Source organism: Niallia sp. HCP3S3_B10 (genome assembly GCF_052064465.1).
GTDB lineage: Bacteria > Bacillota > Bacilli > Bacillales > Cytobacillaceae > Niallia > Niallia hominis.
Map to the genome: position 1 here is coordinate 1 of NZ_JBQHVO010000071.1, position 23,371 is coordinate 23,371.

A 23,371-nucleotide genomic window follows, 5' to 3' on the forward strand; every position below is an offset into this window, starting at 1 on the left:
CGGTAATATCTTGTTTTTTTACTAGTGCATCGATAATTTCTGTTGTAAACTGATTCATAGGGAAGACCTCTTTTCTAGGATTGGTTGTGGTAACTTAATTCTACCAAGAGAAGGTCTTCCTTTTTACATGGAAATTTTCATTTACACAAAATATTTTATACTCTCACAAAAGAATGGAACAGACTCTCTTTTTTTGTAACTAATGTTTATTTGTATAACGAATAAACAAAGTTTGTGATTATTTGGTATAATAATGGTGCAAATAAAGAGAAAGGCGATAAATAGATGCTCAATTTATTAAGAAAATGGAATACATTAAGAAATCAAATCTTGTTTGTTTTTTTATCTGTTATGATAGTCGTTCTTTTATTTGTTAGTATATTGATATTTAATCAGGTATCTTCATTATTAGAAAATAATGCTGAAAAACAAATACAGCAAGTGGCAGTCGAAGCAAATGGCAGAATCGAAACCTTATATGAACAATTAAATATGGCATCAAAGCTTGTAGCCACTAATGATAAAGTACAAAAGCTTTTGACGAAAGAATATGATCAAAAACATGTAACTTTTCAAGAGAAACAAGATTTGATGGGGACGGTTAATACAATAACCGCTAATTCAGATGGCATTTTTTCCTTTCAATTATTTACTAGGAATCATACGCGAATTTTGCCTCTGGATAATGCCAATCTAATGACTAGTCTTGAAACTAGATGGGTGAAAAAGGCGGATGACGCAAAAGGAAGTCTTGTATGGATTGGTGAGGATCCCAATGACAGCAATTATTTTCTGGTTATCAGAAGGGTAAACCTATTTAATCGAAGCTTTGCAAATGGAGGATATTTACTTTTTAGTATTTATGGTAATTATTTTAAGTTTGCAAATCAAACGCTTACAGATGAAACAAATCAATATTTTATGCTTTTAGATGAAACAAATAAACCGATTATTACAAATTTTGAGCAATCAAGTAAGTCAATCGTGGAAAGTGATAGAAAAATTGTTCGAATAAATGAAAAGGATTACATGATTACCAAGAATTTTTCCAATGTAACTGGTTGGACGGTTCTCATCCTAACTCCCTTCAATACGTTAACAGAAGGAATAACTGTGGTACGAACAAGCATCCTTTTAGCTGGATTTATTGGACTACTAATATATTTCGTCTGCTCTTTTTTTCTATCCAATATTATTACTAGACCCATTATTCGGCTAACAAATACGATGAGATTTGCAAGTGAAGGCTCTTTGCCATCGACACCTAATATCTCTTCTGTAAATGAAATAAACGAATTAAACAGTACATATAATCAGCTTGTAAAAGAAACCAATCATTTGATTACAATGGTATATCAAAAGGAAATAATTCGAAGCCGTAGTGAATTAAGAGCACTGCAAGCTCAGATTAATCCTCATTTTTTATTTAATACTTTAGATGCCCTTCATTGGACATTAGAGGAGAAAGAGGAGGAAGAGCTGGCTGAACTTGTTGTTACGATGTCTAATTTATTTCGATATACTATTTCTCGGTCCTCAGAGGATGAGTGGGTCCGTATAAAAGATGAAATAGAACATATCGAGGACTATATGGAAATAATGAAAATGCGATTTGGAGAGCAGTTAACATGGCATATAAAGCTACCTAAAGCGTTTGAAGAAGTACGAATTCCTAAATTTTTAATACAGCCATTAGTTGAAAATGCTGTATTACATGGAGCAGAAAATAAGCTTGGCCAATGTACAGTTGATGTTATTGTTGAACAAGCAGAGGAGAAAAACAGAATAAGAGTTAGTATTAGAGATGATGGAATTGGCATCAATGCGTCTAAATTAAAAAGTATTAAAGAATCAATGGAAAAAGGAGGCATTACATCTACAGCAGGCAAGGGAATGGCTCTTTCCAATGTATATAAAAGACTTACACTCTATTATCAGGAAAGGCAACAAAAGGGACTAATTATTGAAAGTATTGAAAATAAAGGAACACTAATTTCTTTTGAAATTCCAAAAGATGGAGGGATGTAAAAATGAATACGAAAACAATATTGATTGTCGATGATGAGCCAAGATCAAGGGAAGGGATAAAAAAAACATTAGAGAACTGGTCTAACGGCCAATTTCAAATATTATTGGCAGCAAATGCGGAAGATGCAATTGAAATCATAAAAAAACAAAAAGTAAACATCCTTATAACGGATATTCGTATGCCGAGAATAACTGGTATAACGATGTTAAAAACGATAAAAAGTCAAGAACATCTACCTGTAGTTATTGTTATCTCTGCCTATTCTGAATTTGAGTATGCCCAAGAAGCTCTTCGATTAGGTGTTATCAATTATTTACTTAAGCCAATAAGTAAAAAGAAACTAATAGAAGCAGTGGAAGATGCTATTACGATCGATAAAAATAGAGAAAGAGCCAATATTATCTCAAAAGTTGTTGATGACAAGTTAATTGATGCCACCGTAACGAATGAATCCCCTCGAGAACCAATACAGAAGGCATTGAAATATATTGATAAGCATTTAAAAGAAGATTTAAATCAACGTGAAGTAGCTGACCATGTTTTTTTAAATCCAAGTTATTTTAGCGTGCTGTTCAAGGAAGAAATTCATTTAACATTTAGTGAATATATAACGAGAAGGAGAATTCAGCATGCTAAAAATCTACTTATGTCAACAAAGCTTTCCATTGCTGATATTGCAGAAGAATCAGGATATAAAACCCCTAAATATTTTATAAAAATTTTTAAAGAATTAGAAGGAATAACACCGAGTGCCTATCGAAAAGTAAATTTTGAAAGGGCTTTCTAAAAATAGTTGAACTTTTTCTAATCATTGTTACCTTTTTTCGGAAATCCAATGATGATAGACTTTAATTGTAAGAAAGAAATAAATAAATAGAATGTATAGGGGGTAGTTTTAATGTTTCATAGAAAAGCAATGTCAGCATTACTATCGATTGCTTTATTAATGGTTTTAGTTTTAGCAGGCTGTTCTTCATCCACTTCTTCTAATAATGAAAGCGCTTCAGACGGTGATGGTAAAACAGTTATTAAATTTATGCATTTGTGGCCAGAGGGAAGTTCAAAAGCTCAGTTCACAATTGTAAACGATATCATTAAGCAATATGAAAAAGACCATCCAGATGTGAAAATTCAAACGGAAATACTAGGAAATGAGCAATATAAAGATAAAATTAAAGTATTATCAGCTTCTAATGAGCTTCCAGACGTTGGAGTTACATGGGCAGCAGGATACATGCAGCCATTTGTTAAGGGTGGAATGTTCGCATCATTAGATGATGTCATTGATAGCAATTTTAAAGATCAATTTGTAGCAGGTACAACAGAAGCCTTTGCTATGGATGGTAAAACATATGGACTTCCACTTGAATTAAATATTACACCTGTATATTACAATAAAGAAATCTTTGAAAAATATAATTTAGAAGTTCCTGAAACATATGATGAGTTCTTGAATGTTGTAAAAACACTAGCAGATAATGATGTTACTCCAATAACTTTAGGTAATAAAGATCGTTGGACTGGTTCAATGTGGTATATGTACTTAGCAGATAGAATTGGTGGACCAGAAGTATTAACAAATGCGATTAATCGTAGTGGAAGCTTTGAAGATCCAGCACTTGTTCAAGCTGCAGAAGAAATTAATAAATTAGTAGATATGGGTGCATTTGTAAAAGGATTTAACGGATTATCCAATGACGAGGCAAAAGGATACTTTATGAACGAACAAGCTGCTATGTATTTAATGGCTACTTGGGAGTTGCCAAACTATACAACAAGCCCAGATGTTACACAAGAATTTAAAGATAAAGTTGGATACTTTAAATTCCCAACTTATGAAGGCGGTAAAGGCGATATTAACAGCTTTGTAGGTGGTCCTGGTGTTGGACTGTTTGTTTCTGAAAAATCTAAAGTAAAAGAAGAAGCGAAAGATTTTGTAGCATATCTAGTCCAAGAATGGGGCAAAACCTCTGTTAAAGATGCTGGCGTTATCCCAGCAACTGTTGTAGATACTTCCAATATTGATCTTGATCCAATGTATATTGATATTTTAAATGATCTAGGAGAAGCATCTAACTTAACATTATATGCTGACGTTCAAATGAGCTCAAGTGTTGCTCAAGTTCATTTAGATATGATCCAATCACTATTTGGCGGTCAGGCAACACCAAAAGAATTTACAACAAAGCAAGAAGAAGCGTTAGCTGAGGAAGAATAACAAATAATGAGTGGAATCCATCATAGGGAAATAGATGGATTCCACTATTTAAAAATAATCATTTGATTAGGATATTCACATTATTGATTTTTAAGAGAAGGCTTTGTTGAACGATAATATTGGTTTGAGAAAAAATTCACATTAGAAGACCCAATATTATCATTTGACAAAGCCCTTACAAATCAATAAGGAGGGAGAGCAGAAAAATGAAAAATGTGATGTCGAATAAATGGGTAATCACTCTGTATGTGCTCCCTGCACTGTTGCTCATTTTAATTTTAATCTATATTCCTATTGTATTAACAGGATATTATGGCTTAATGGATTGGGACGGTATAGGGGCTAAGACCTTTATTGGGCTAGAAAATTATATAGAGCTCATGAAAGATAAAATGTTCTGGACTAGTACGTATCATTCGGTTTTATTAGCAGTATTTTCTGCAATAAGCCTAGTAGCATATTTAGTAATCTCGTTAATTTTAGCAAGTAAGATTAAGGGAGCAGGATTTTTACGCAAAATTTACTTAATTCCAATGCTATTATCCTCTGTAGCGATTGCTCAGTTATGGTTAAAAATTTTCGATCCAACAAACGGAATGCTGAACAAGCTTTTGGAAATGTTTGGAGTGGAAAATACACCGATTTGGCTTGCAGATCCTAATTTGGTCCTATATTCGATATTCATTCCAATTGTATGGCAATATGCAGGATTTTATATCATTATTTATTATGCAGCTTTAAAAGGGGTGCCAGATGAAATTATTGAGGCAGCTAAAATTGACGGAGCTACCCCCTTACAAATTGCTTATAAAATAAAGCTCCCACTGATTGCTCCAGTAATAAAAGTAACGATAGTCTTAGCAATTGTAGGTTCATTAAAATACTTTGATTTAATCTATGTAATGACTGGCGGCGGACCTAATGGTGCTAGTGAAGTAATGGCATCTTATATGTATAAGGAAGCATTTAAAACATATAATTTTGGCTATGGTAGTGCTATTGGCTTTGCGTTATTAATAATCTGCCTAGTGATGACATGGGTGATACAAAAATTAACAGCATCAAAAGAAGATGCTCAGTATTAAAGGAGAGAGAGGATCATGAGTGAAGTAGTTGTACAAAAAAATAATAAAACTAATTTATCCACATCTCCTAAAACAAGAGGATCAATTGGAAGTAAAATAGGATACGGAATTTTGTATCTAGTACTAGGAATAATTGCCATTTTTCAAATATATCCACTTATTTGGTTATTCTTCTTTTCTTTAAAAACGAATCAAGAAGTTTTTGGCTTATCTCCATTTGCTCTTCCAAAAGATCCACAGTGGGAGAACTATGTAAAAGTATGGACTCAAGGGAATATAAGCCAATATTTCTTTAATAGTGTGTGGATTACTATTGTCGCAGTAGTTTTAACGGTAATTCTAGCAAGCTTTGTTACTTTTGCAATAACAAGAATGCATTGGAAACTAAGTAAACTTGTTCTTGGATTGTTTATGGTTGGAATTATGATTCCATTGCATTCCACCTTAATTCCTTTATTTAGTTTCTTTAATCAATTGCAACTAATCGATAATCCGATTTCAATTATCATATCGTATACAGCGTTTAACCTACCGCTTACCATCATGATTTTATTAGGATTCTATCAAGCGTTACCACGTGAACTGGAAGAAGCAGCTGTAATGGATGGTTGTTCGATCCATCGCATATTCTTTCAAATCACACTACCAATGACAACTCCTGTTATGGCAACAGTTGTTATTATCAATATGATTTATAACTGGAATGAATTTGTATTCGTTAATACGTTCATTAGTTCTGATAAATGGAAGACTTTAACCGTAGGTGTTAATAATTTCGTAGGTCAATATTTAACAGATTGGGGAGCTATTGGCGCTACCTTGATGATAAGTATTATTCCAATTCTAATTGCTTTCATCATCCTAAGTAATAAGATTGTCGAAGGATTAGCTGCCGGCTCTGTAAAAGGATAAAAAGGAGGAAATAATCACGATGCCAAAAAATTTATTTTTTAATGCTCATCATTCTCCAATAGGAGCGTTCTCTAGCTTTACGCTAGGATTTCCTGGAGCTGGTGGTGGATTAGATTTAGAATTAGGTCGTTCTCCAAAGCAAAATATTTATATTGGTGCTGAAGCTTTAGATAAAGAAGGGACATATGAAGCTTTTCCGTTCTTTGCATATCAAGCCGATGATGAAAGTAAGAGATATGATATTGAAAATATGGACCCAGATCCTGATAAGCCTAATATAATTTTTCCTATCTCTAAAGATAAAATAAAACGTAATTTTCAACTTGGAACAGATACATGGGAATCAGAGGATCTAACTTTTACTATTTATTCCCAAGTAGAAGGTGTTCCAGATCCAAAAGCTGCAAATGAAGAAGAATTGAAAAGTACTATTTTGCCAGCTGTACTTGCTGAATTGACAGTAGATAATACAAACGGAGCAAGAAATAGACGTGCTTTTTTCGGCTATCAGGGGAGTGATCCTTATTCATCGATGCGAAGAGTCGATGATACAATGGATGGTTTTGCAGGTATTGGTCAAGGCAGATTGACTGCTATTGTATCCAATAATTCTGATGTGAAATCAGCAATGCACTTTAGTTTGGAAAATATTCTAACAACTCCTGAAGAAGAGAATTGGACATTTGGATTAGGACCTTTAGGAGCACTTGTTATGGATGTTCCAGCAGGAGAAAAAAGAACATACCAATTTGCCATCTGTTTTTATAGAGGTGGGATTGTAACTGCAGGAATGGATACTTCTTATTACTATACAAACTTCTTTAATAATATCGAGTCTGTTGCTGAATATGCGCTTGAAAACTTCGATTTACTTGCAGACAGAGCGAAAAATGCGAATAAAAAAATAGATAGTACAAATCATTTATCGGAAGATCAAAAATTTATGTTGATTCACTCGATTCGCAGCTATTATGGATCTACACAATTGTTAGATTATAATGGTGAACCCTTCTGGGTAGTGAATGAAGGGGAATATAGAATGATGAATACATTTGATTTAACGGTTGATCAAATTTTCTTTGAGCTAAGAATGAATCCATGGACAGTAAAAAATGAATTAGATATGTTTGTCCAACGATTTAGTTATCAAGATACTGTTCGTTTTCCAAATGATGATACAGAATATCCTGGTGGGATAAGTTTTACTCATGATATGGGTGTAGCAAATACAATTTCTCGTCCGCAATACTCATCCTATGAGTTGTATGGACTTGATGGTTGCTTCTCGCATATGACCCATGAACAGCTAGTAAACTGGGTATTATGTGCTGCCCTTTATGTTCATCATACAGGTGATCAAAAATGGTTGGATGCAAATCTGGAGATAGTGGAACAATGTTTTAAAAGTATACTAAACAGAGATCATCCAGAACCTGATAAGCGAAATGGTTTAATGGGGCTAGATTCTTCAAGGGTAATGGGCGGTGCGGAAATTACCACTTATGACAGTCTTGACGTGTCGTTAGGGCAAGCGCGAAACAATATTTATCTTGCAGGAAAAATATGGGCTTCCTATATTGCACTTGAAAAAATATTTACGGAAAATGAAAGAGAAGATTTAGCTAAGCTTGCAGGTGAGCAAGCAGAAAAATGCGCAGCAACTATTGTCGAGCATGTTACCGAAGATGGGTATATTCCAGCTGTCATTGGAGAAGGAAATGACTCGAAAATTATCCCTGCAATAGAAGGACTGATTTTCCCATACTTAACAAATTGTAAGGAAGCGTTAGATGAACACGGACGATATGGCACCTATATTCAGGCATTAAAGACACATCTTGAAACAGTGTTAACAGAAGGTGTTTGTCTATTTGAGGATGGAGGATGGAAAATCTCCTCTACAAGTAATAATTCATGGCTAAGCAAAATTTATTTATGCCAATTTATCGCTCGAGAAATTCTAGACTGGGAATGGGATGAAAAAGGGGCAAAAGCAGATGCTGCACATGTAGAATGGCTAACACATCCTGAGTTATCTGTTTGGAGCTGGAGCGATCAAATAATAGCAGGTGAAATCGCAGGAAGTAAATACTATCCACGGGGAGTAACTAGCATCTTGTGGTTGGAGGAACAGCATTAAAAAGTAACTATGGTGAAAAAAGCATTCCTAGGGAAAGGGGGAATGGGAGCTTATGTAGCCCCATTTCCTTTATTTACAGTTATTTGCCAGAGAGATTTACTCTTAGTTTGCAAGAAAGATAATAAAGATTAGGCAGAAAGTTAGCAGGAAAGAAGAAAGTAGAGGGGAATTGCATGTCAACAAAACCAATGGGAAAATTATATACCATCTGTGAATGGATTATGAAGCTAGCCTATATTAATTTACTATGGATTATGTTCCTATTAAGTGGATTAATTTTATTCGGTTTTATGCCTGCGACAGTAGCATTATTTACTGTTGTTCGGAAATGGTTTATGAAAGAAACCGAGATACCCATCTGGAAAACATTCTTCTCTGTCTATAAAAGTGAATTTATCAAAAGTAATGGTTTTGGCATAGTATTTGCAATGGCTGGAGCGATGTTGTATCTAGATTACTATCTAATTTTAAATCTAGAGGGAATAATCAGTATTATATCAACAAGTATCTTATTACTAATTTCTTGCTTGTATATTATTACACTTTTATTCTTCTTTCCTGTATATGTTCATTTTCAATTAAATTTTATCGCGTATTTTAAATATTCTTTTTTTCTAGGGGTATTAAATCTCCATCTATTGATTCTAGTAATCCTTGGAGTAGCTGCAGATATTTTTCTATTAATTTATTTACCTGGTCTTCTACCATTTTTCAGCGGTGTTTCAATAGCTTGTATACTAATGTCAGGTGGTCTATTCATTTTTCAGCGATTGCAAAACCAGAAAACAAACAATCATCACGGAATAAGTAGAGTTTGAGACGAAATTTATCGTGAAAGAAAAATTTATAGAAAAACTTGTAAAAAAACAGTTTGTATATTGAATGAACGAACTTAATCATGGTATAATTTGATTAACTTGATGGGGGAGATAGAATGACGAATATTCAAAGAGTAATTGAAAAGTTAATCGAACCTGCAAGAAGATTTGAATCAACAACGGATATATTAGTAAAAGGTTCAGCTAATGTTGATGTTGAAGGAATTGTAATCGCATTCATGCTTACGCAAGAAGTATTAGAAAAAGCAATTTCTATTGGAGCAAATATGATTATTACACATGAAGGTCCCTTTTATAGTCATGATAATTGGAAAGAGGCATATGCTGAAGATCCAATTTGTAATGCAAAACTCCAAGTAATAGAAGAAGCAAATATTAATATTTTTCGCTTTCATGATTATTTTCATCGCTACACTCCAGATGGAATTATGGTCGGTTTGATTCGAAAGCTTGAATGGGAGAAATATGTTGAAGAGAACCAGCCTACTGCAACTATTTTAACCATTCCAAAGAAATCGGTTATGGAGATAGCAATGTATGTAAAGGAAAAGCTTGGCGCTCCTTTTGTTAAAGTTGTTGGTGATCAGTTCATGGAATGCGAAAGAATCGGAGTGCTGGCAGGTTATCGAGGTGGAGGAGAATTAGTCATTCCTTTATTTCAGAATCAACACCTAGATTTAGTTATAGCAGGTGAAGGTCCAGAATGGGAAGCTCCAGAATATGTAAGGGATGCTATCCACCAAGGAGAAAAAAAGGCACTTATTATGATTGGTCATGCAGTTAGCGAAGAACCTGGAATGGAGTACCTCCAATCATTAGTTCAAGCATACTTTCCACATATTCCAGTTCATTACTTCAAAGAAAAGCCATTGTATCAAATTTATTAAATATTTAAAAAGATAATCGCTTTTTAGGTATACTACCATACTAGTATTTTTCTGAAAAAATACAATCTTATCACTCTCAATCACTTCATTTAATTGTTTCATCTCAAATTTTCTATAACATTATATCCTTTTACATAATAGCATTTCATAATTTGTAACAGGACTTCTAAAATTCGTAAAAGTAAGCGCTTTATCAAGAAAGTGTATTTGCTTCATCTTCGTAAGATGAAGCTTTATAATAGTCAAATACTTCTTAAAGAATTTGTATATGACTAAAAAGTTACTAATAATAGAAATGGGGGGTCCTAATGGAAACTGAAGTAGTTCATTCACAGGTAAAGACTACTAGTAAGCCAAAAAGAAACAAATTTAAAACTTTGAAGATTGCTATACGAAAAGATTGGCAGCTTTATTCTTTGTTAATATTGCCAATCATCTATTTATTAATCTTTAAATATGGTCCTATGCTTGGAAATGTTATCGCTTTCAGAAGGTATATGCCAGGCGGTAAGATTTATGGCGAGCAATGGGTCGGTTTGTATTATTTGCAAATGTTTATTGAAGATCCAGTTTTTTGGAATGTATTTAAAAATACTTTTATTTTAGGTGGATTAACACTGCTATTTTGTTTTCCAATGCCGATTATTTTTGCTCTTCTTTTAAATGAAGTGAAGTCAAAAAAATTCAAAAAGTTTGTACAGACTGCTTCTTATTTACCGCATTTTTTATCTATCGTTATAATTGCTGGGATGGTTTTACAATTAACCGCATTAAACGGTTCGATCAATGCCATAGTAGAATTTTTCACAGGAGATAAAATAAGCTTTATTCAAAGTCCAGAATGGTTTAGGACCATTTATGTTACATCAGAAGTATGGCAAGGAATGGGATGGGGAGCCATTCTTTACTTGGCAGCCTTAACAACTATTGATGAATCCCTCTATGAAGCAGCGAAAATAGATGGTGCAAATCGTTGGAAACAAACACTGCATATTACGATTCCTGGTATCTTACCGACAATTGTTACCCTATTAATTCTAAACATAGGAAGCTTTCTAGCGGTTGGCTTTGAAAAAATCTTATTGATCTATAATCCTTTAACATATGAAACTTCCGATGTTCTTTCTACTTATCTATACCGGGTTGGTCTAGAGTCTAATAATTTCAGTTATGCTGCAGCTATTGGATTATTTGAATCTATCATTGGATTAATACTTGTTTTAACGGCTAATAGTATTTCAAGAAAACTTACAGAAAGAAGTTTATGGTAGGAGGGGAGACTAGATGAAAGAATCGAAGCAGTATAAAATCTTTAAAGTCTTTAATGTTTGTATTCTATTAGTAATCATTTTTTGTACGTTATATCCGTTCATAAATGTTGTGGCACAGTCATTTAGTAGTGAGTCCTATATTAATTCAGGACAGGTAAATTTATTGCCAAAAGGTTTTAATGTAGATACCTATCAAAAAGTTCTTAGTGATGATATGTTCTGGATAAATTATAAAAATACAGTTGTTTATACAATAGTGGGGACAATCATATCCATGTTTTTAACAACTATATTTGCATATGCACTTTCAAAAAGAAGATTGGTTGGCCGCAGGTTTTTAACAGTGTTTGCCGTTTTTACCATGTTCTTTAACGGAGGCTTGATTCCAAACTATGTATTAATCAATGCATTGGGCTTCGGTAATACGATGTGGGCAATTGTTATCCCTGGAGCAATTAGTATTTACAATATGCTAATAATGAAATCCTTTTTTGAAAATATGCCTGAAGAATTAGAAGAGGCAGCTTCTATTGATGGTTTAAACACATACGGTATTTTATTAAAAATAGTTTTGCCGCTAAGTAAAGCGGTAATTGCCACAATGGTATTATTCTATGCGGTTGCATATTGGAATTCTTGGTTTAGTGCTTTCATTTATTTAGATAAAAAAGAATTATTTCCAGTAACAATTTACTTAAGAAATATGATTGCAGGGGCAACAAGCGCTATGTCAGCAGGAGCAACGTCGGCAGACAACTTAACACAGATTTCCGCCAACATTAAAGCCGTAACAATGGTTTTAACCATTTTACCAATACTGTCTGTTTATCCATTTGTACAAAAATACTTTGTTTCTGGTGTCATGCTCGGCTCTGTTAAGTAGTAAAACAGGGTCGCTAGTAACTGGAATTCAGCGTAGTTATTTTTCGAAGAAGTGTTAACCATTTGCCATATCTTGAGAAAAAAACCTACGCTTTTCCTATATATATAAGGGGAGGAAATACCATGAAGAAAAGTTTAAAAAAGGTTGGGTTATTTCTAAGTTTATGTATGTTTGTACTTATTACAGCTGCGTGTTCTGATGATGATGCGGCAAGCACAGAAGTATCTACAAAAGGAGCTATGGAATCGTACTCGGTTGGAGACACATTTAAAGCTACGGAACCATTTGAATTACCAATCTTATATATGGAACAGTCTACATATCCTTATGAGAAAGATTGGCTTCTATGGGATAAAATAACAGAAATTACGAATGTTACTTTAGAGCCAACAATTGTACCTTTGAGTGATTATACGCAAAAAAGAAGTTTGTTGATTAGTTCAGGTGAAGCACCATTATTAATTCCAAAAACATATCCTGGCGAAGAAACTGCGTTTGTTTCTTCAGGTGCTGCACTTCCAGTAAGCGATTACATTGATAAAATGCCTCATTTAAAAGATAAAATAGAAAAATGGAACCTAGAAGAAGAGATAGATACTTTACGACAACAGGATGGAAAGTTTTATGTCCTTCCAGGTTTGCATGAAGAAGTTTGGCCAGATTATACATTGATCGTTAGAACAGATGTCTTTGAAGAAAATAATATTGATATACCAACAACTTGGGATGAACTATATGTAGCAATGAAGAAGTTAAAAGAAATCTATCCAGACTCTATTCCGTTCTCCGATCGTTTTAAGTTTGATAGTACCCTAAATATTGCTGCAACAGGCTTTGGAACAAAGGCAGGATGGGGATATGGAAATGGATTATCTTATATAGAGGAACAAGATGAATTTGTTTATGCACCTACTACAGACGAATACAAAGAATTAGTAACTTATTTTCATAAACTAGTAGACGAAGGGCTGTTAGATGAAGAGAGTTTCACACAGACTGATGAACAGGCAACGCAAAAATTTGTAACTGGAAAGTCCTTTATTATCAATGGTAACTCACAAACTATTAATTTACACCGCACAGATATGGATAAAACATTAGGAAAAGGAAATTATTCCATTTCAAAAATAACCGTTCCTGGTGGTCCTGCAGGTCAATTAATGGCAGGTTCTCGATTAGAAAATGGTGTTATGATTTCTTCAAAAATAAAGGAAAGTGAATATTTTGAAGCAATTCTGCAGTTTGTTGACTGGTTATATTACAGTGATGAGGGTCAAGAATTCGCTAAATGGGGAGTGGAAGGAACAACATTTACAAAAGAAGATGGAGTAAGAACCTTAACGGAAGACGTCACTTATAACGGTCTAAATCCAGAAGGAACAAAAGATTTACGTGTGGATTATGGATTCTCAAATGGGGTTTTTGCATATGGGGGAACAACAGACTTACTTCAATCTATGATGAGTGAAGAGGAAATTAAATTCCAAAACGATATGAAAGCAGTGAAAACAACAATTCCAGCAGAACCAATTATTCCGTATTCTGTAGAAGATAGAGAAAGAGCTACTTTACAAAGCACACCTTTAAAAGACTATACGACTCAAAACACATTAAAGTTTATTTTAGGTACACGTGATTTAAGTGAATATGATGCTTTTATTAAGGAGCTAAAAAGTCAAGGGTTAGATCAATATGTAGAAACAGCAAATAAAACATACCAAGAATATAAGAAGAATAATAATTAATAGATGAAGAATTGATGAGGTATCCTATAGCGACTAGCAATAAGGATACCTTATCCTATATATTTTTTCATTAGGACATTTCTTTATTCTGAAAGAAGGTGAAAGGCATGGAACATAAAAAAGAGTTTGGACAAGGGATCTTATTTACATTCAGCAATTACGTATATTGGATATTATTAACCAATATTTATTTTGTAGCAACAAATGCAATATTCATTTTTTTCTTTATGACATTAACACCAACGTTCTCTAATATCGGTTTGTATGTTCTTGCATTAATTCCATCTGGTCCTGCTATATCAGGATTACTTTATTCCATGGAGAAATTAGTGAGAACGAAGGAACTGTCACCCACTGCGGACTTTTTCTATGGCTATCGATCAAATTTAAAAGGCACGTTTTTCACCTGGACAATAATCCTTGCCGTATACTTTGTTTTACTCATCGATTTACAATACCTCCGAATAACAGTAACTCCAGTCAATCAAATGATTTTTATCGTATTGCTTGTACTTACTCTTATTTGGACAATGCTTAGTATCAATATGTTAGTGATCAATGCAAGGTTTACTTTTCGGATAAGAGATTTAGTAAAGTTATCTGCCTTTTATCAGTTTACTAAATTTAAAGAAACGATAGGCAATATATTGATATTATTTTTAGTTGCTTTTGTAACAGTATTTACGACTGATTTTTTAGTGATTTTTATTGCAAGTTTGATTGCGATGGGGATGACATTTAATTCTAAGGCGATGTTAGGTCATATTGAAAGTAATTTTCTAAAGAAGACAGGAAACAGTGATACAAGTGTATAGGATTCATAATTCAAACGAAGGAGAATAAAAATGTTAACTACGCAAGGAGTGAGGGTTTCTTCAAGAGATTACTCCTATAATATTTTAAAAGAAAAAATTATGAGTTTGGAATTAGAACCAGGTACGAAGATATCTGAAAAAGAAATTGCAGATGAGCTTAATGTAAGCAGAACTCCTGTTAGAGAAGCATTTATGAAGCTAGCACAAGAGGAATTGCTTGATATTATCCCTCAATATGGAACGATTGTATCAAGAATAAATTTAGAGCATGTAGAAGAAGGTCGCTTTATTAGAGAAATGGTGGAAAAGGAAATTGTTATACTGGTCAGTAAGGATTTTCCAGAAGTATTTCGTTTTCGATTAGAAAGTAATATTAGAATGCAAGAACTTTGTATGGAACAAAATAATTTTCAAAAAATATTTGAACTAGATGAGGAATTTCACCAATTATTATTTGCTGCCTGTCGAAAAGAACGAACATGGAATATGCTTCAGCTTCTAAATAGTCATTTTAAGCGATTACGACTCCTCAGATTTTCTAGTGATACAAATTGGGAAATAATCATTAATCAACATAAGTCTCTTTATCAACTAATTACGAATAAGGAAGGAGAAAAGGCAAGTGAAATAATGGAGAAACATCTTCGGCTAGCCTTTTTAGAACAGCATGTTTTAAAGGAAAAGTATCCAAATTACTTTATTGGCTAAAAATTATTTAAGCATTGTTTAGTAGGGAAAGAAAATTTCTATTTTATCTATTTAGATAGGTAGAGGATACATTTTCAAGGTGAAGATATGGATTATCCAAAGAAAAACCACTAACTGTTTTTTATTTCTTATATTCAGGTAAGGAGAGAGGGAGAGTGTTGATGAAAGTAATAGAAGAAGATTTTTTATTACAAAATGAATCTGCAATAATTCTATATCATGAATATAGTAAGTCCATGCCAATAATTGATTATCATTGCCACTTAAGTCCAAAAGAAATAGCAGAAAATAAATCCTTCGATACTATTAGTGAGCTATGGTTAGCAGGAGATCATTATAAATGGAGAGCAATGCGATACTTCGGAATAGAGGAGGACTATATAACTGGGAAGGCAAGTAATTATGAGAAGTTCCAAGCTTGGGCAAAAGTTCTTCCTTATTGCATAGGAAATCCTTTATATCATTGGTCCCAATTAGAATTAAAGCGATATTTTCAGATTGACACTGTATTGAATGAAGATACTTGCAATGAAATCTGGAATATTTGTAATGAGAAGCTTAAGCAAAAAGAATATACTGCCCAAGGATTTATTGCTAAATCTAATGTCGAAATGATTGGGACAACAGATGATCCTTTAGATGATTTAGAATATCACAGCATGATAAAGGAAAATTCGGAGATTAAAACAAAGGTTCTTCCTTCATTTCGACCTGATTCTTTACTTGAAATTAATCAAGAATCGTTCCTTTCTTATATAAGAAATTTGGGAAAGAAAACAAATACTAGCATTACAGATTACGAGTTTTTTCTAAAAGCGATTAAAAAACGTATTGATTATTTTCATCTAAAAGGATGTAGAATTGCTGATCATGGGTTGGAAGAATTGCCATATGAAGAATGCACGTTAGGAGAGGCAAGTCGCATTTTTCTAGCAAAGCTTGAAGGAGCAACCATTTCTAAACAAGAGGAAAATAAGTTTAAAACGTATACATTCCTATACCTTGGACAGTTATATTCTTCCTTAGGCTGGGTGATGCAACTGCATATTGGAGCAAAGAGAAATAATAATAATCGTATGCTTCAGTCATTGGGTGCTAATACAGGCTATGATTCCATTAATGATTTTACCTTAGCAAGACCGCTTAACCAATTTTTAAATAGCTTGGATAAAGATAATCAATTGCCAAAAACAATCCTATATTCGTTGAACCCTAATCATGGTCCAATCATTGCCTCAGCCGCAGGAAACTTTCAAGCAGCAGGGGTGAAGGGGAAAATACAAAGTGGAGCCGCATGGTGGTTTAATGATCATAAAGATGGAATGATAAATCAAATGAAAGATTTAGCCAATATAGGGATTTTGTCAACATTCATTGGAATGTTAACAGATTCGAGAAGTTTTTTATCCTACACCCGGCATGAGTATTTTAGAAGAATTCTTTGTAATATGCTAGGGAGCTGGATAGAAAATGGAGAGGTCCCAAAAGATTATGATTTTATTGGAAAATTAGTTCAGGATATTTCTTATTTTAATGCAAAAAATTATTTTGAGATTAATAGAGATAATTGATAAAAAGAGATGACTTTCTAGGAGGATTCATAAGTGAAGGTAGCATTTAGATGGTTTGGTAGAGAAGATGATAGTGTTTCATTAGAGCATATTAGACAAATACCTGGAATAGATGGGGTAGTTGGAGCATTGTTTGATATTCCAGTTGGAGAGGTTTGGCCAGAAGATAGAATTATGGAGTTAAAGGAAGAAATCAATAGAAATGGTATGAGTTTAGATGTTATTGAGAGTGTTAATATTCATGAAGACATTAAACTTGGACTTCCATCAAGAGAAAAATATATTGAAAATTATAAGCAAACGATTCGTAATCTAGCAAAAGCTGGAGTGAAGGTTATCTGCTATAATTTTATGCCGATTTTTGATTGGACGCGTTCAGATCTAGCAAAGGAACTTCCTGATGGGTCGACTGTTTTAGCATATGAAAAGGGGAAAATAGAATCGATTGAACCAATGGCTTTAATTGAGCAAATGGAGAACTTATCAAATGGATACTCATTGCCCGGATGGGAACCGGAAAGACTTAAATCCATTAAGTATCTATTTCAATTATATAAAGATGTAACAGAAGAAGATCTATTTAACCATCTTCAGTATTTCTTAGAACAAATCATTCCAGTTGCAGAAGAATGTGATATTAAAATGGCTATCCACCCAGATGATCCACCATGGTCTGTTTTTGGCTTGCCTAGGATCGTTCTTTCAAAGGAAAATTTAGACAGAATTATTAAGTTAGTAGATAGTCCATCTAATGGTTTAACAATATGCACGGGTTCTTTAGGAGCAAATCCCAATAATGATATTCCTGATATATTACGACATTTTTTGAAAAAAGAACGTGTACCTTTTGTGCATATTCGGAATATCAAAATTGCAGAAAATGGAGATTTCGAGGAAACATCCCATAGAAGTACGGAAAATGGCACGCTAGATTTATATGAAATAGTTAAGGCGCTACATGATTATGAATTTAAAGGTTATTTCAGACCAGATCACGGTAGAATGATTTGGGGAGAAAAGGCAAGACCTGGTTATGGTCTTTATGATCGAGCTTTAGGAATAATGTATATATTAGGAATTTGGGATAGTTTGGAAAAAGGCGAAGGAATCAAACAGAAAGGGGAAGACAAAAATGTTGCCTTTAATTGAAAATCTATCAGGGAAAGTTGCGGTTATTACTGGCGGTGGAGGAGTACTATGTAGTTGTATGGCAAAGGAGTTAGCTAGACAAGGTGTAAAAGTAGCACTGCTTAATCGTACGTATGAAAAAGCTCAAAAGGTAGCAGAAGAAATAAATATCGCAGGTGGAACAGCTATTGCAGTTGCATGTGATGTAGTCGATGTCCATAGTGTAAAAGAAGCAGAGAAAATTGTATACGAAACTTTTGGGAACTGTGACATTTTAATTAATGGAGCGGGAGGAAATCATCCAAAGGGGGTTACATCAGAGGAAATTCTTCGTATGGAAGATTTAGATAAAGAAGGGATTACGAGTTTCTTCGATTTAACAATTGAGGGATTTTCATTTGTATTTAATCTAAATATTATCGGAACATTAATTCCTACACAAATATTTTCTAAGCAAATGCTTGGAAAAAGTGGGACTGTCATAAATATCTCTTCTATGAGCGCGCCAAGTCCAATGACAAAAGTACCTGCCTATAGTGCAGCAAAAGCGGGGATTGAAAATTTTACCAAATGGCTTGCTGTTCATATGGCTGAAATCGGTATCAGAGTAAATGCTATTGCTCCTGGCTTCTTTCTTACGAAGCAAAATGAAGGGTTGCTCAAAAACTCTGATGGCACTTATACAGACCGTACGAAAAAAATACTGGCACATACACCAGTAAGAAGATTAGGAAGACCAGAGGATTTATTGGGCACCTTATTGTGGCTAGTTAATGAAGAAACAAGTGGTTTTGTTACCGGAATCAGCGTTCCAGTTGATGGAGGATTTATGGCTTACTCAGGAGTTTAACTGCTGAAGCTCTTAAAACAATATTTCCTGGGGAATTTCGACATTTACAAAAGATTGAAACTATCCTGAAGAGTAAAAATAAAATGAAAAGGATGATATTTTACAAGAAAATATTTCTGAAAATGTATGTGAACAAAAGAATAGGAGAGAAGGAAATGAAACCTATTATTGTAGCAGCAAAAGGAAAGGGAAAGTTAACAGAAAATTGGAAGTACTGTATCGGAACAGGAAGGCTGGGATTGGCTCTTCAGAAAGAATATCTTGATCATTTAAAAATAATCCAGGAGAAAATAGGTTTTAAATATATAAGAGGACATGGGCTGCTTTCTGATGATGTTGGTATTTATCGGGAAATGAAGATAGGAGAGGAAGTAAAGGTATTTTATAATTTTACTTATATTGATCGTATCTTTGATTCCTTTCTTGATTTGAATCTACGCCCGTTCATTGAATTAGGTTTTATGCCTGATTTGTTAGCTTCTGGTGATCAAACAATTTTTTATTGGAAAGGAAATGTTACACCGCCGAAAGATTATCAAAAATGGAGTGATTTAGTTACAGCGGTAGTAGAGCATTTTATCGAAAGATATGGATTAGAGGAAGTAAAAAAATGGCCATTTGAGGTTTGGAATGAGCCTAACTTAGTGAATTTTTGGAAGGACGCAGATAAGCAAGAATATTTTAAACTATATAAAGTAACGGCATTAGCAATAAAAGCTGTGAACCAGGATTTACAGGTTGGAGGTCCGGCAATATGCGGGGGAGCAGATGAGTGGATTGTTGATTTCTTGGAATTTTGTCATAAAGAAGAAGTGCCAGTCGATTTTGTCAGCCGTCATGCCTATACATCGCAAAGTCCTAAGAAAGTGACTCCCGATTACTATTATCAAGACCTAGTGGATAATACGGACATGCTTCAACAATTTGAGGAAGTACGTGGTCTAATTAAAAAATCAGCCTTTTCTGATTTACCATTCCATATTACAGAATATAATACGTCGTACAGTCCCATTAATCCAGTGCATGATACACCACTAAATGCTGCTTATCTTGCACGCATATTGAGTGAGGGAGGAGATTATGTAGACTCATTTTCCTATTGGACATTTAGTGATGTTTTTGAGGAGTCTGATATACCGAAGGCACCATTCCATGGAGGGTTTGGGTTAATAGCCCTTCATTCCATCCCAAAGCCTACCTTTCATTTATTTGCCTTTTTCAACAGGCTTGGTGAGGAAATGCTCTATCGCGATGCCCAAATGATTATTACTCGAAAAGAAAATGGATCTATTGCCCTTGTAGCTTGGAATACTGTGATGGAAAAAGGGGAGGGCTTTGAAAAAGATTTATTGATACAAATACCTGTTAGCAGCGACCAATACTTTCTTAAGCGGCAAAGTGTCGATGAACACCATGCGAATTCTTGGAAAGTGTGGAAAGAAATGGGGAGACCTCGTTTTCCAGACAAACAGTCAATTGAAACATTAAGAGAAGCTTCTATACCAAAGCTTATGACGGCAAAAATAAATAAAGAGGAAGAGGGCTATTTAAAGCTTGCTATTACATTATCTAAAAATGAAGTAACGCTAATAGAACTAAATGAAATGAAAGATGAAACAGAAACATATAAAGGAATCGATGATAGTCTGATAACTTCCTATACGTCTTAAAAAAGGAGTGATTGTTTAAATGAGTGGTGCATTTAAAACAGGGAAATACCGAAATGTATTTAAAGAGTTGGGTTATACAGATCATGCTATTCAGACAAAATTAGAAGATGCGTGGACTCAAATTTTTTATGGAGATAATGACACTAGAATATATTTTCCTTCTAGTGATGGTGGTTACTTATTAGATACAGGTAATCTAGATGTTAGAACGGAAGGCATGTCCTATGGAATGATGATTTCTGTCCAGTTAGATAAAAAAGAGGAATTTGACCGAATATGGAATTGGACAAAGAAGCATATGTACATGCATACTGGTGAAAATGCTGGCTATTTTGCTTGGTCTTGCAATCCAGATGGAACAAAGCGGGCGTATGGTCCAGCTCCAGATGGAGAAGAGTATTTTGCACTTGCTCTATTTTTTGCAGCACATCGATGGGGAGATGGGGAAGAACCTTTCAACTATAGTCAGCAAGCAAGAAGCTTATTACGAACCTGCCTACATAAGGGGGAAAATGGAGACGGGAACCCAATGTGGAATTTAGACAATAAGTTAATAAAGTTTGTCCCTAATTGTGAATTTACCGATCCGTCCTATCATCTACCTCATTTCTATGAGCTTTTTGCTAGCTGGGCATTTCCGGAAGATCGAGGATTTTGGAAGGAAGCTGCCAAGGCAAGTCGTGAATATTTGGAACTTTCTTGCCATCCAGAAACAGGGCTCTCCCCTGAATATGCCTTTTATGATGGGACACCAAATAATGAAAAAGGCTACGGCCATTTTTATAGTGATTCCTATCGTGTTGCTGGGAATATTGGTCTTGATTATGAATGGTTTAGAGGAAGTGAATGGGAAAGGAAAACGGCTAATAAAATTCAGAACTTTTTCGCAGAAATCGATCCTGAAGATTACAGAAGATATACGATTGATGGAGTTCCTTTTTCTGAGAAATCACTTCATCCAATTGGGTTAATTGCAACAAATGCAATGGCTTCTTTAGCAGCAGAAGGCCCGAATGCGAAACGAATGGTTGAATTATTTTGGAATACACCGATCCGAAAAGGGGATAGGCGTTATTATGATAATTGTTTATACTTTTTTAGTTTACTGGCTTTAAGTGGTAATTTCCGAATTTGGAATCCTGCAGAATAAGGACTAAAGATTATTCATACTTGTAAAAAAATTTTGATTAAATCTACGAAAATAGCATTAATCCGGTTGCACCATAAACCTTAGAAAGTTCTCTGTGGTAAAAGCAGCAGACCCTAGCGCAGAAGAGGAAAAATCGATATCTGAAAAATGGATAGCAAGTTCCGATTGATGAAAGGGTAAAGTATGATTACTTATCATTTTTTTCACGCGTGGCTCTATCCATTTTTTTGCTAAGGTTAGACGATTGCCAATAATAACTTGCTCTGGATTAAAGGTATGAATGATATTAATTATTCCAGCTCCTAAATGATCACCAACATCATTCAATAGATTGATTGCTAGCTCATTTCCTTGGTTGGCAAGTTCAATCAAATCATTTAAATGGACTTGATCTGTATCCCCATGCTTCCATTCGGAGGCTTTCGTTAATAGATATTGCTCCGATGCATATAGCTCCCAACAGCCAATATTACCACATCGACATTTCATTCCATCCTTTTGAATGGTCATATGGCCTATTTCTCCAGAATAACCATTGCTTCCTTTATACAATTCTCCGTCCATAATAATTCCAGCGCCAATACCAATTCCCGCACTTACATAGATAAGATTTTGATAAGGTTGGCCGAGACCAAATTGCTTCTCTCCATATGCTCCTGCGTTTGCTTCGTTTTCAACTAAGACTGGCAGATTAAATAATTCTTCTAAAGGCTTTTTTAGGGAAACATTATGCCATCCAAGATTTGGAGCAAGCAGAATATCGCCTTCCATGTTAATAATGCCAGGTGCTCCAATACCAATCCCGATTACACCATAAGGAGACTCAGGAGCAATGTCCATTAAAGTAGTAATTATATTTTTAATAATCTGTAGTGTATCTTCAAAGGTTAAATTTACATACTTTTCATTGATTCGGTGGATGATTTTTCCTTGTAAATCAGTTAAGATTCCTAATATGTAATTGACACCTAGGTCGATACCAATCGAATAACCAGCATGTTCATTTAATAGTAACATGACAGGTCTTCTGCCCCCACTCGATTCTCCATGACCAGATTCATAAATTAATTGTTTGTCTAGTAACTCAGATACTAAGGAGGAAACAGTTCCTTTTGTTAAACCTGTTTGTTGAGCTATTTCAGCTCGGGAAATAGGAGCAGTGTTCTTAATTAAATTTAAACAGAGTGATTTATTCTCTTTTTTAACTAGTTGTTGATTCCAAGTGACATGCATAGCTATTCCTACTCTCCTTCTCATAATGATGGAATTATGTGTTTGTTGGGTTAATTTTCTACATACTCCGAATCTTGCTTTGGGTCTTAGTATAATTGATTAATTATACTATATTTTCTTTATGAACCAAACCGAAAGAGAATTTGTGTTTGAGTCAAGTATTTGTGGGAGAAATTTTTTATCGTCGGAATTTCTCTCTTTTTCAGTGTGTTTGCTATCTCTATTGTTAACGCTTTC

19 protein-coding genes are annotated in these 23,371 nt (G+C 34.2%); 18 read left to right on the plus strand and 1 reads right to left on the minus strand.

Annotated features, from left to right (window positions below):
• Positions 1-285 precede the first annotated feature (285 nt).
• The 18 genes from ACTNDN_RS21545 to ACTNDN_RS21630 all read left to right on the plus strand — a co-directional run bounded on the left by ACTNDN_RS21545 (position 286) and on the right by ACTNDN_RS21630 (position 21,901).
• On the plus strand, positions 286-2,028 hold the full coding sequence (locus ACTNDN_RS21545) for a sensor histidine kinase (RefSeq protein ID WP_441132189.1): 1,743 nt from the start codon (positions 286-288) through the stop codon (positions 2,026-2,028).
• A gap of 2 nt (positions 2,029-2,030) precedes the next feature.
• Positions 2,031-2,816, plus strand: coding sequence for a response regulator transcription factor (locus tag ACTNDN_RS21550; RefSeq protein ID WP_441132191.1), 786 nt, complete (start codon positions 2,031-2,033; stop codon positions 2,814-2,816).
• A gap of 111 nt (positions 2,817-2,927) precedes the next feature.
• Complete coding sequence (locus ACTNDN_RS21555) at positions 2,928-4,247, plus strand: extracellular solute-binding protein (protein ID WP_441132192.1); 1,320 nt, start codon at positions 2,928-2,930, stop codon at positions 4,245-4,247.
• 206 nt (positions 4,248-4,453) lie between these two features.
• On the plus strand, positions 4,454-5,332 hold the full coding sequence (locus ACTNDN_RS21560) for a carbohydrate ABC transporter permease (RefSeq protein ID WP_441132194.1): 879 nt from the start codon (positions 4,454-4,456) through the stop codon (positions 5,330-5,332).
• 15 nt (positions 5,333-5,347) lie between these two features.
• Positions 5,348-6,244, plus strand: coding sequence for a carbohydrate ABC transporter permease (locus tag ACTNDN_RS21565; protein WP_441132195.1), 897 nt, complete (start codon positions 5,348-5,350; stop codon positions 6,242-6,244).
• A gap of 19 nt (positions 6,245-6,263) precedes the next feature.
• Complete coding sequence (locus ACTNDN_RS21570) at positions 6,264-8,384, plus strand: glycoside hydrolase family 52 protein (protein ID WP_441132197.1); 2,121 nt, start codon at positions 6,264-6,266, stop codon at positions 8,382-8,384.
• A gap of 173 nt (positions 8,385-8,557) precedes the next feature.
• Positions 8,558-9,202, plus strand: coding sequence for a YesL family protein (locus ACTNDN_RS21575; RefSeq protein WP_441132199.1), 645 nt, complete (start codon positions 8,558-8,560; stop codon positions 9,200-9,202).
• 116 nt (positions 9,203-9,318) lie between these two features.
• Positions 9,319-10,110, plus strand: coding sequence for a Nif3-like dinuclear metal center hexameric protein (locus tag ACTNDN_RS21580; RefSeq protein WP_441132200.1), 792 nt, complete (start codon positions 9,319-9,321; stop codon positions 10,108-10,110).
• Positions 10,111-10,418: 308 nt separating this feature from the next.
• On the plus strand, positions 10,419-11,381 hold the full coding sequence (locus ACTNDN_RS21585; protein ID WP_441132201.1) for an ABC transporter permease: 963 nt from the start codon (positions 10,419-10,421) through the stop codon (positions 11,379-11,381).
• 13 nt (positions 11,382-11,394) lie between these two features.
• Positions 11,395-12,264, plus strand: a complete 870-nt coding sequence (locus ACTNDN_RS21590; RefSeq protein WP_031534880.1) for a carbohydrate ABC transporter permease — start codon at positions 11,395-11,397, stop codon at positions 12,262-12,264.
• 122 nt (positions 12,265-12,386) lie between these two features.
• Positions 12,387-14,009: an ABC transporter substrate-binding protein gene (locus ACTNDN_RS21595; protein WP_441132203.1), complete on the plus strand. Its 1,623-nt coding sequence runs from the start codon at positions 12,387-12,389 to the stop codon at positions 14,007-14,009.
• A 107-nt stretch (positions 14,010-14,116) separates the two neighbouring features.
• A complete protein-coding gene (locus ACTNDN_RS21600) occupies positions 14,117-14,824 on the plus strand; it encodes a DUF624 domain-containing protein (protein WP_031534876.1) in 708 nt (235 codons plus the stop codon).
• Between the two features lie 30 nt (positions 14,825-14,854).
• Entirely contained in the window at positions 14,855-15,532 is a 678-nt protein-coding gene (locus tag ACTNDN_RS21605; RefSeq protein ID WP_031534873.1) for a GntR family transcriptional regulator, read from the plus strand.
• 158 nt (positions 15,533-15,690) lie between these two features.
• Positions 15,691-17,103 carry a glucuronate isomerase gene (gene uxaC, locus ACTNDN_RS21610; RefSeq protein WP_441132212.1) on the plus strand — a complete coding sequence of 471 codons (1,413 nt, stop codon included), beginning with the start codon at positions 15,691-15,693 and terminating at the stop codon, positions 17,101-17,103.
• A gap of 33 nt (positions 17,104-17,136) precedes the next feature.
• The gene (gene uxuA / locus ACTNDN_RS21615; protein WP_441132205.1) at positions 17,137-18,252 is read left to right on the plus strand and encodes a mannonate dehydratase; all 1,116 of its coding nucleotides are present in this window, start codon (positions 17,137-17,139) and stop codon (positions 18,250-18,252) included.
• Positions 18,236-19,081, plus strand: coding sequence for an SDR family oxidoreductase (locus ACTNDN_RS21620; protein WP_441132207.1), 846 nt, complete (start codon positions 18,236-18,238; stop codon positions 19,079-19,081). The genes uxuA and ACTNDN_RS21620 overlap by 17 nt, the downstream gene beginning before the upstream one ends.
• Positions 19,082-19,236: 155 nt before the next feature.
• Positions 19,237-20,751 (plus strand): GH39 family glycosyl hydrolase, encoded by a 1,515-nt coding sequence (locus ACTNDN_RS21625; RefSeq protein ID WP_441132208.1) that lies wholly within the window; start codon positions 19,237-19,239, stop codon positions 20,749-20,751.
• A 19-nt stretch (positions 20,752-20,770) separates the two neighbouring features.
• The gene (locus ACTNDN_RS21630; protein WP_441132210.1) at positions 20,771-21,901 is read left to right on the plus strand and encodes a glycosyl hydrolase family 8; all 1,131 of its coding nucleotides are present in this window, start codon (positions 20,771-20,773) and stop codon (positions 21,899-21,901) included.
• A 57-nt stretch (positions 21,902-21,958) separates the two neighbouring features.
• Here ACTNDN_RS21630 and ACTNDN_RS21635 read toward each other — a convergent pair whose 3' ends face one another.
• Positions 21,959-23,134, minus strand: a complete 1,176-nt coding sequence (locus tag ACTNDN_RS21635; RefSeq protein WP_035415958.1) for an ROK family transcriptional regulator — start codon at positions 23,132-23,134, stop codon at positions 21,959-21,961.
• Between the last annotated feature and the right edge of the window lie 237 nt (positions 23,135-23,371).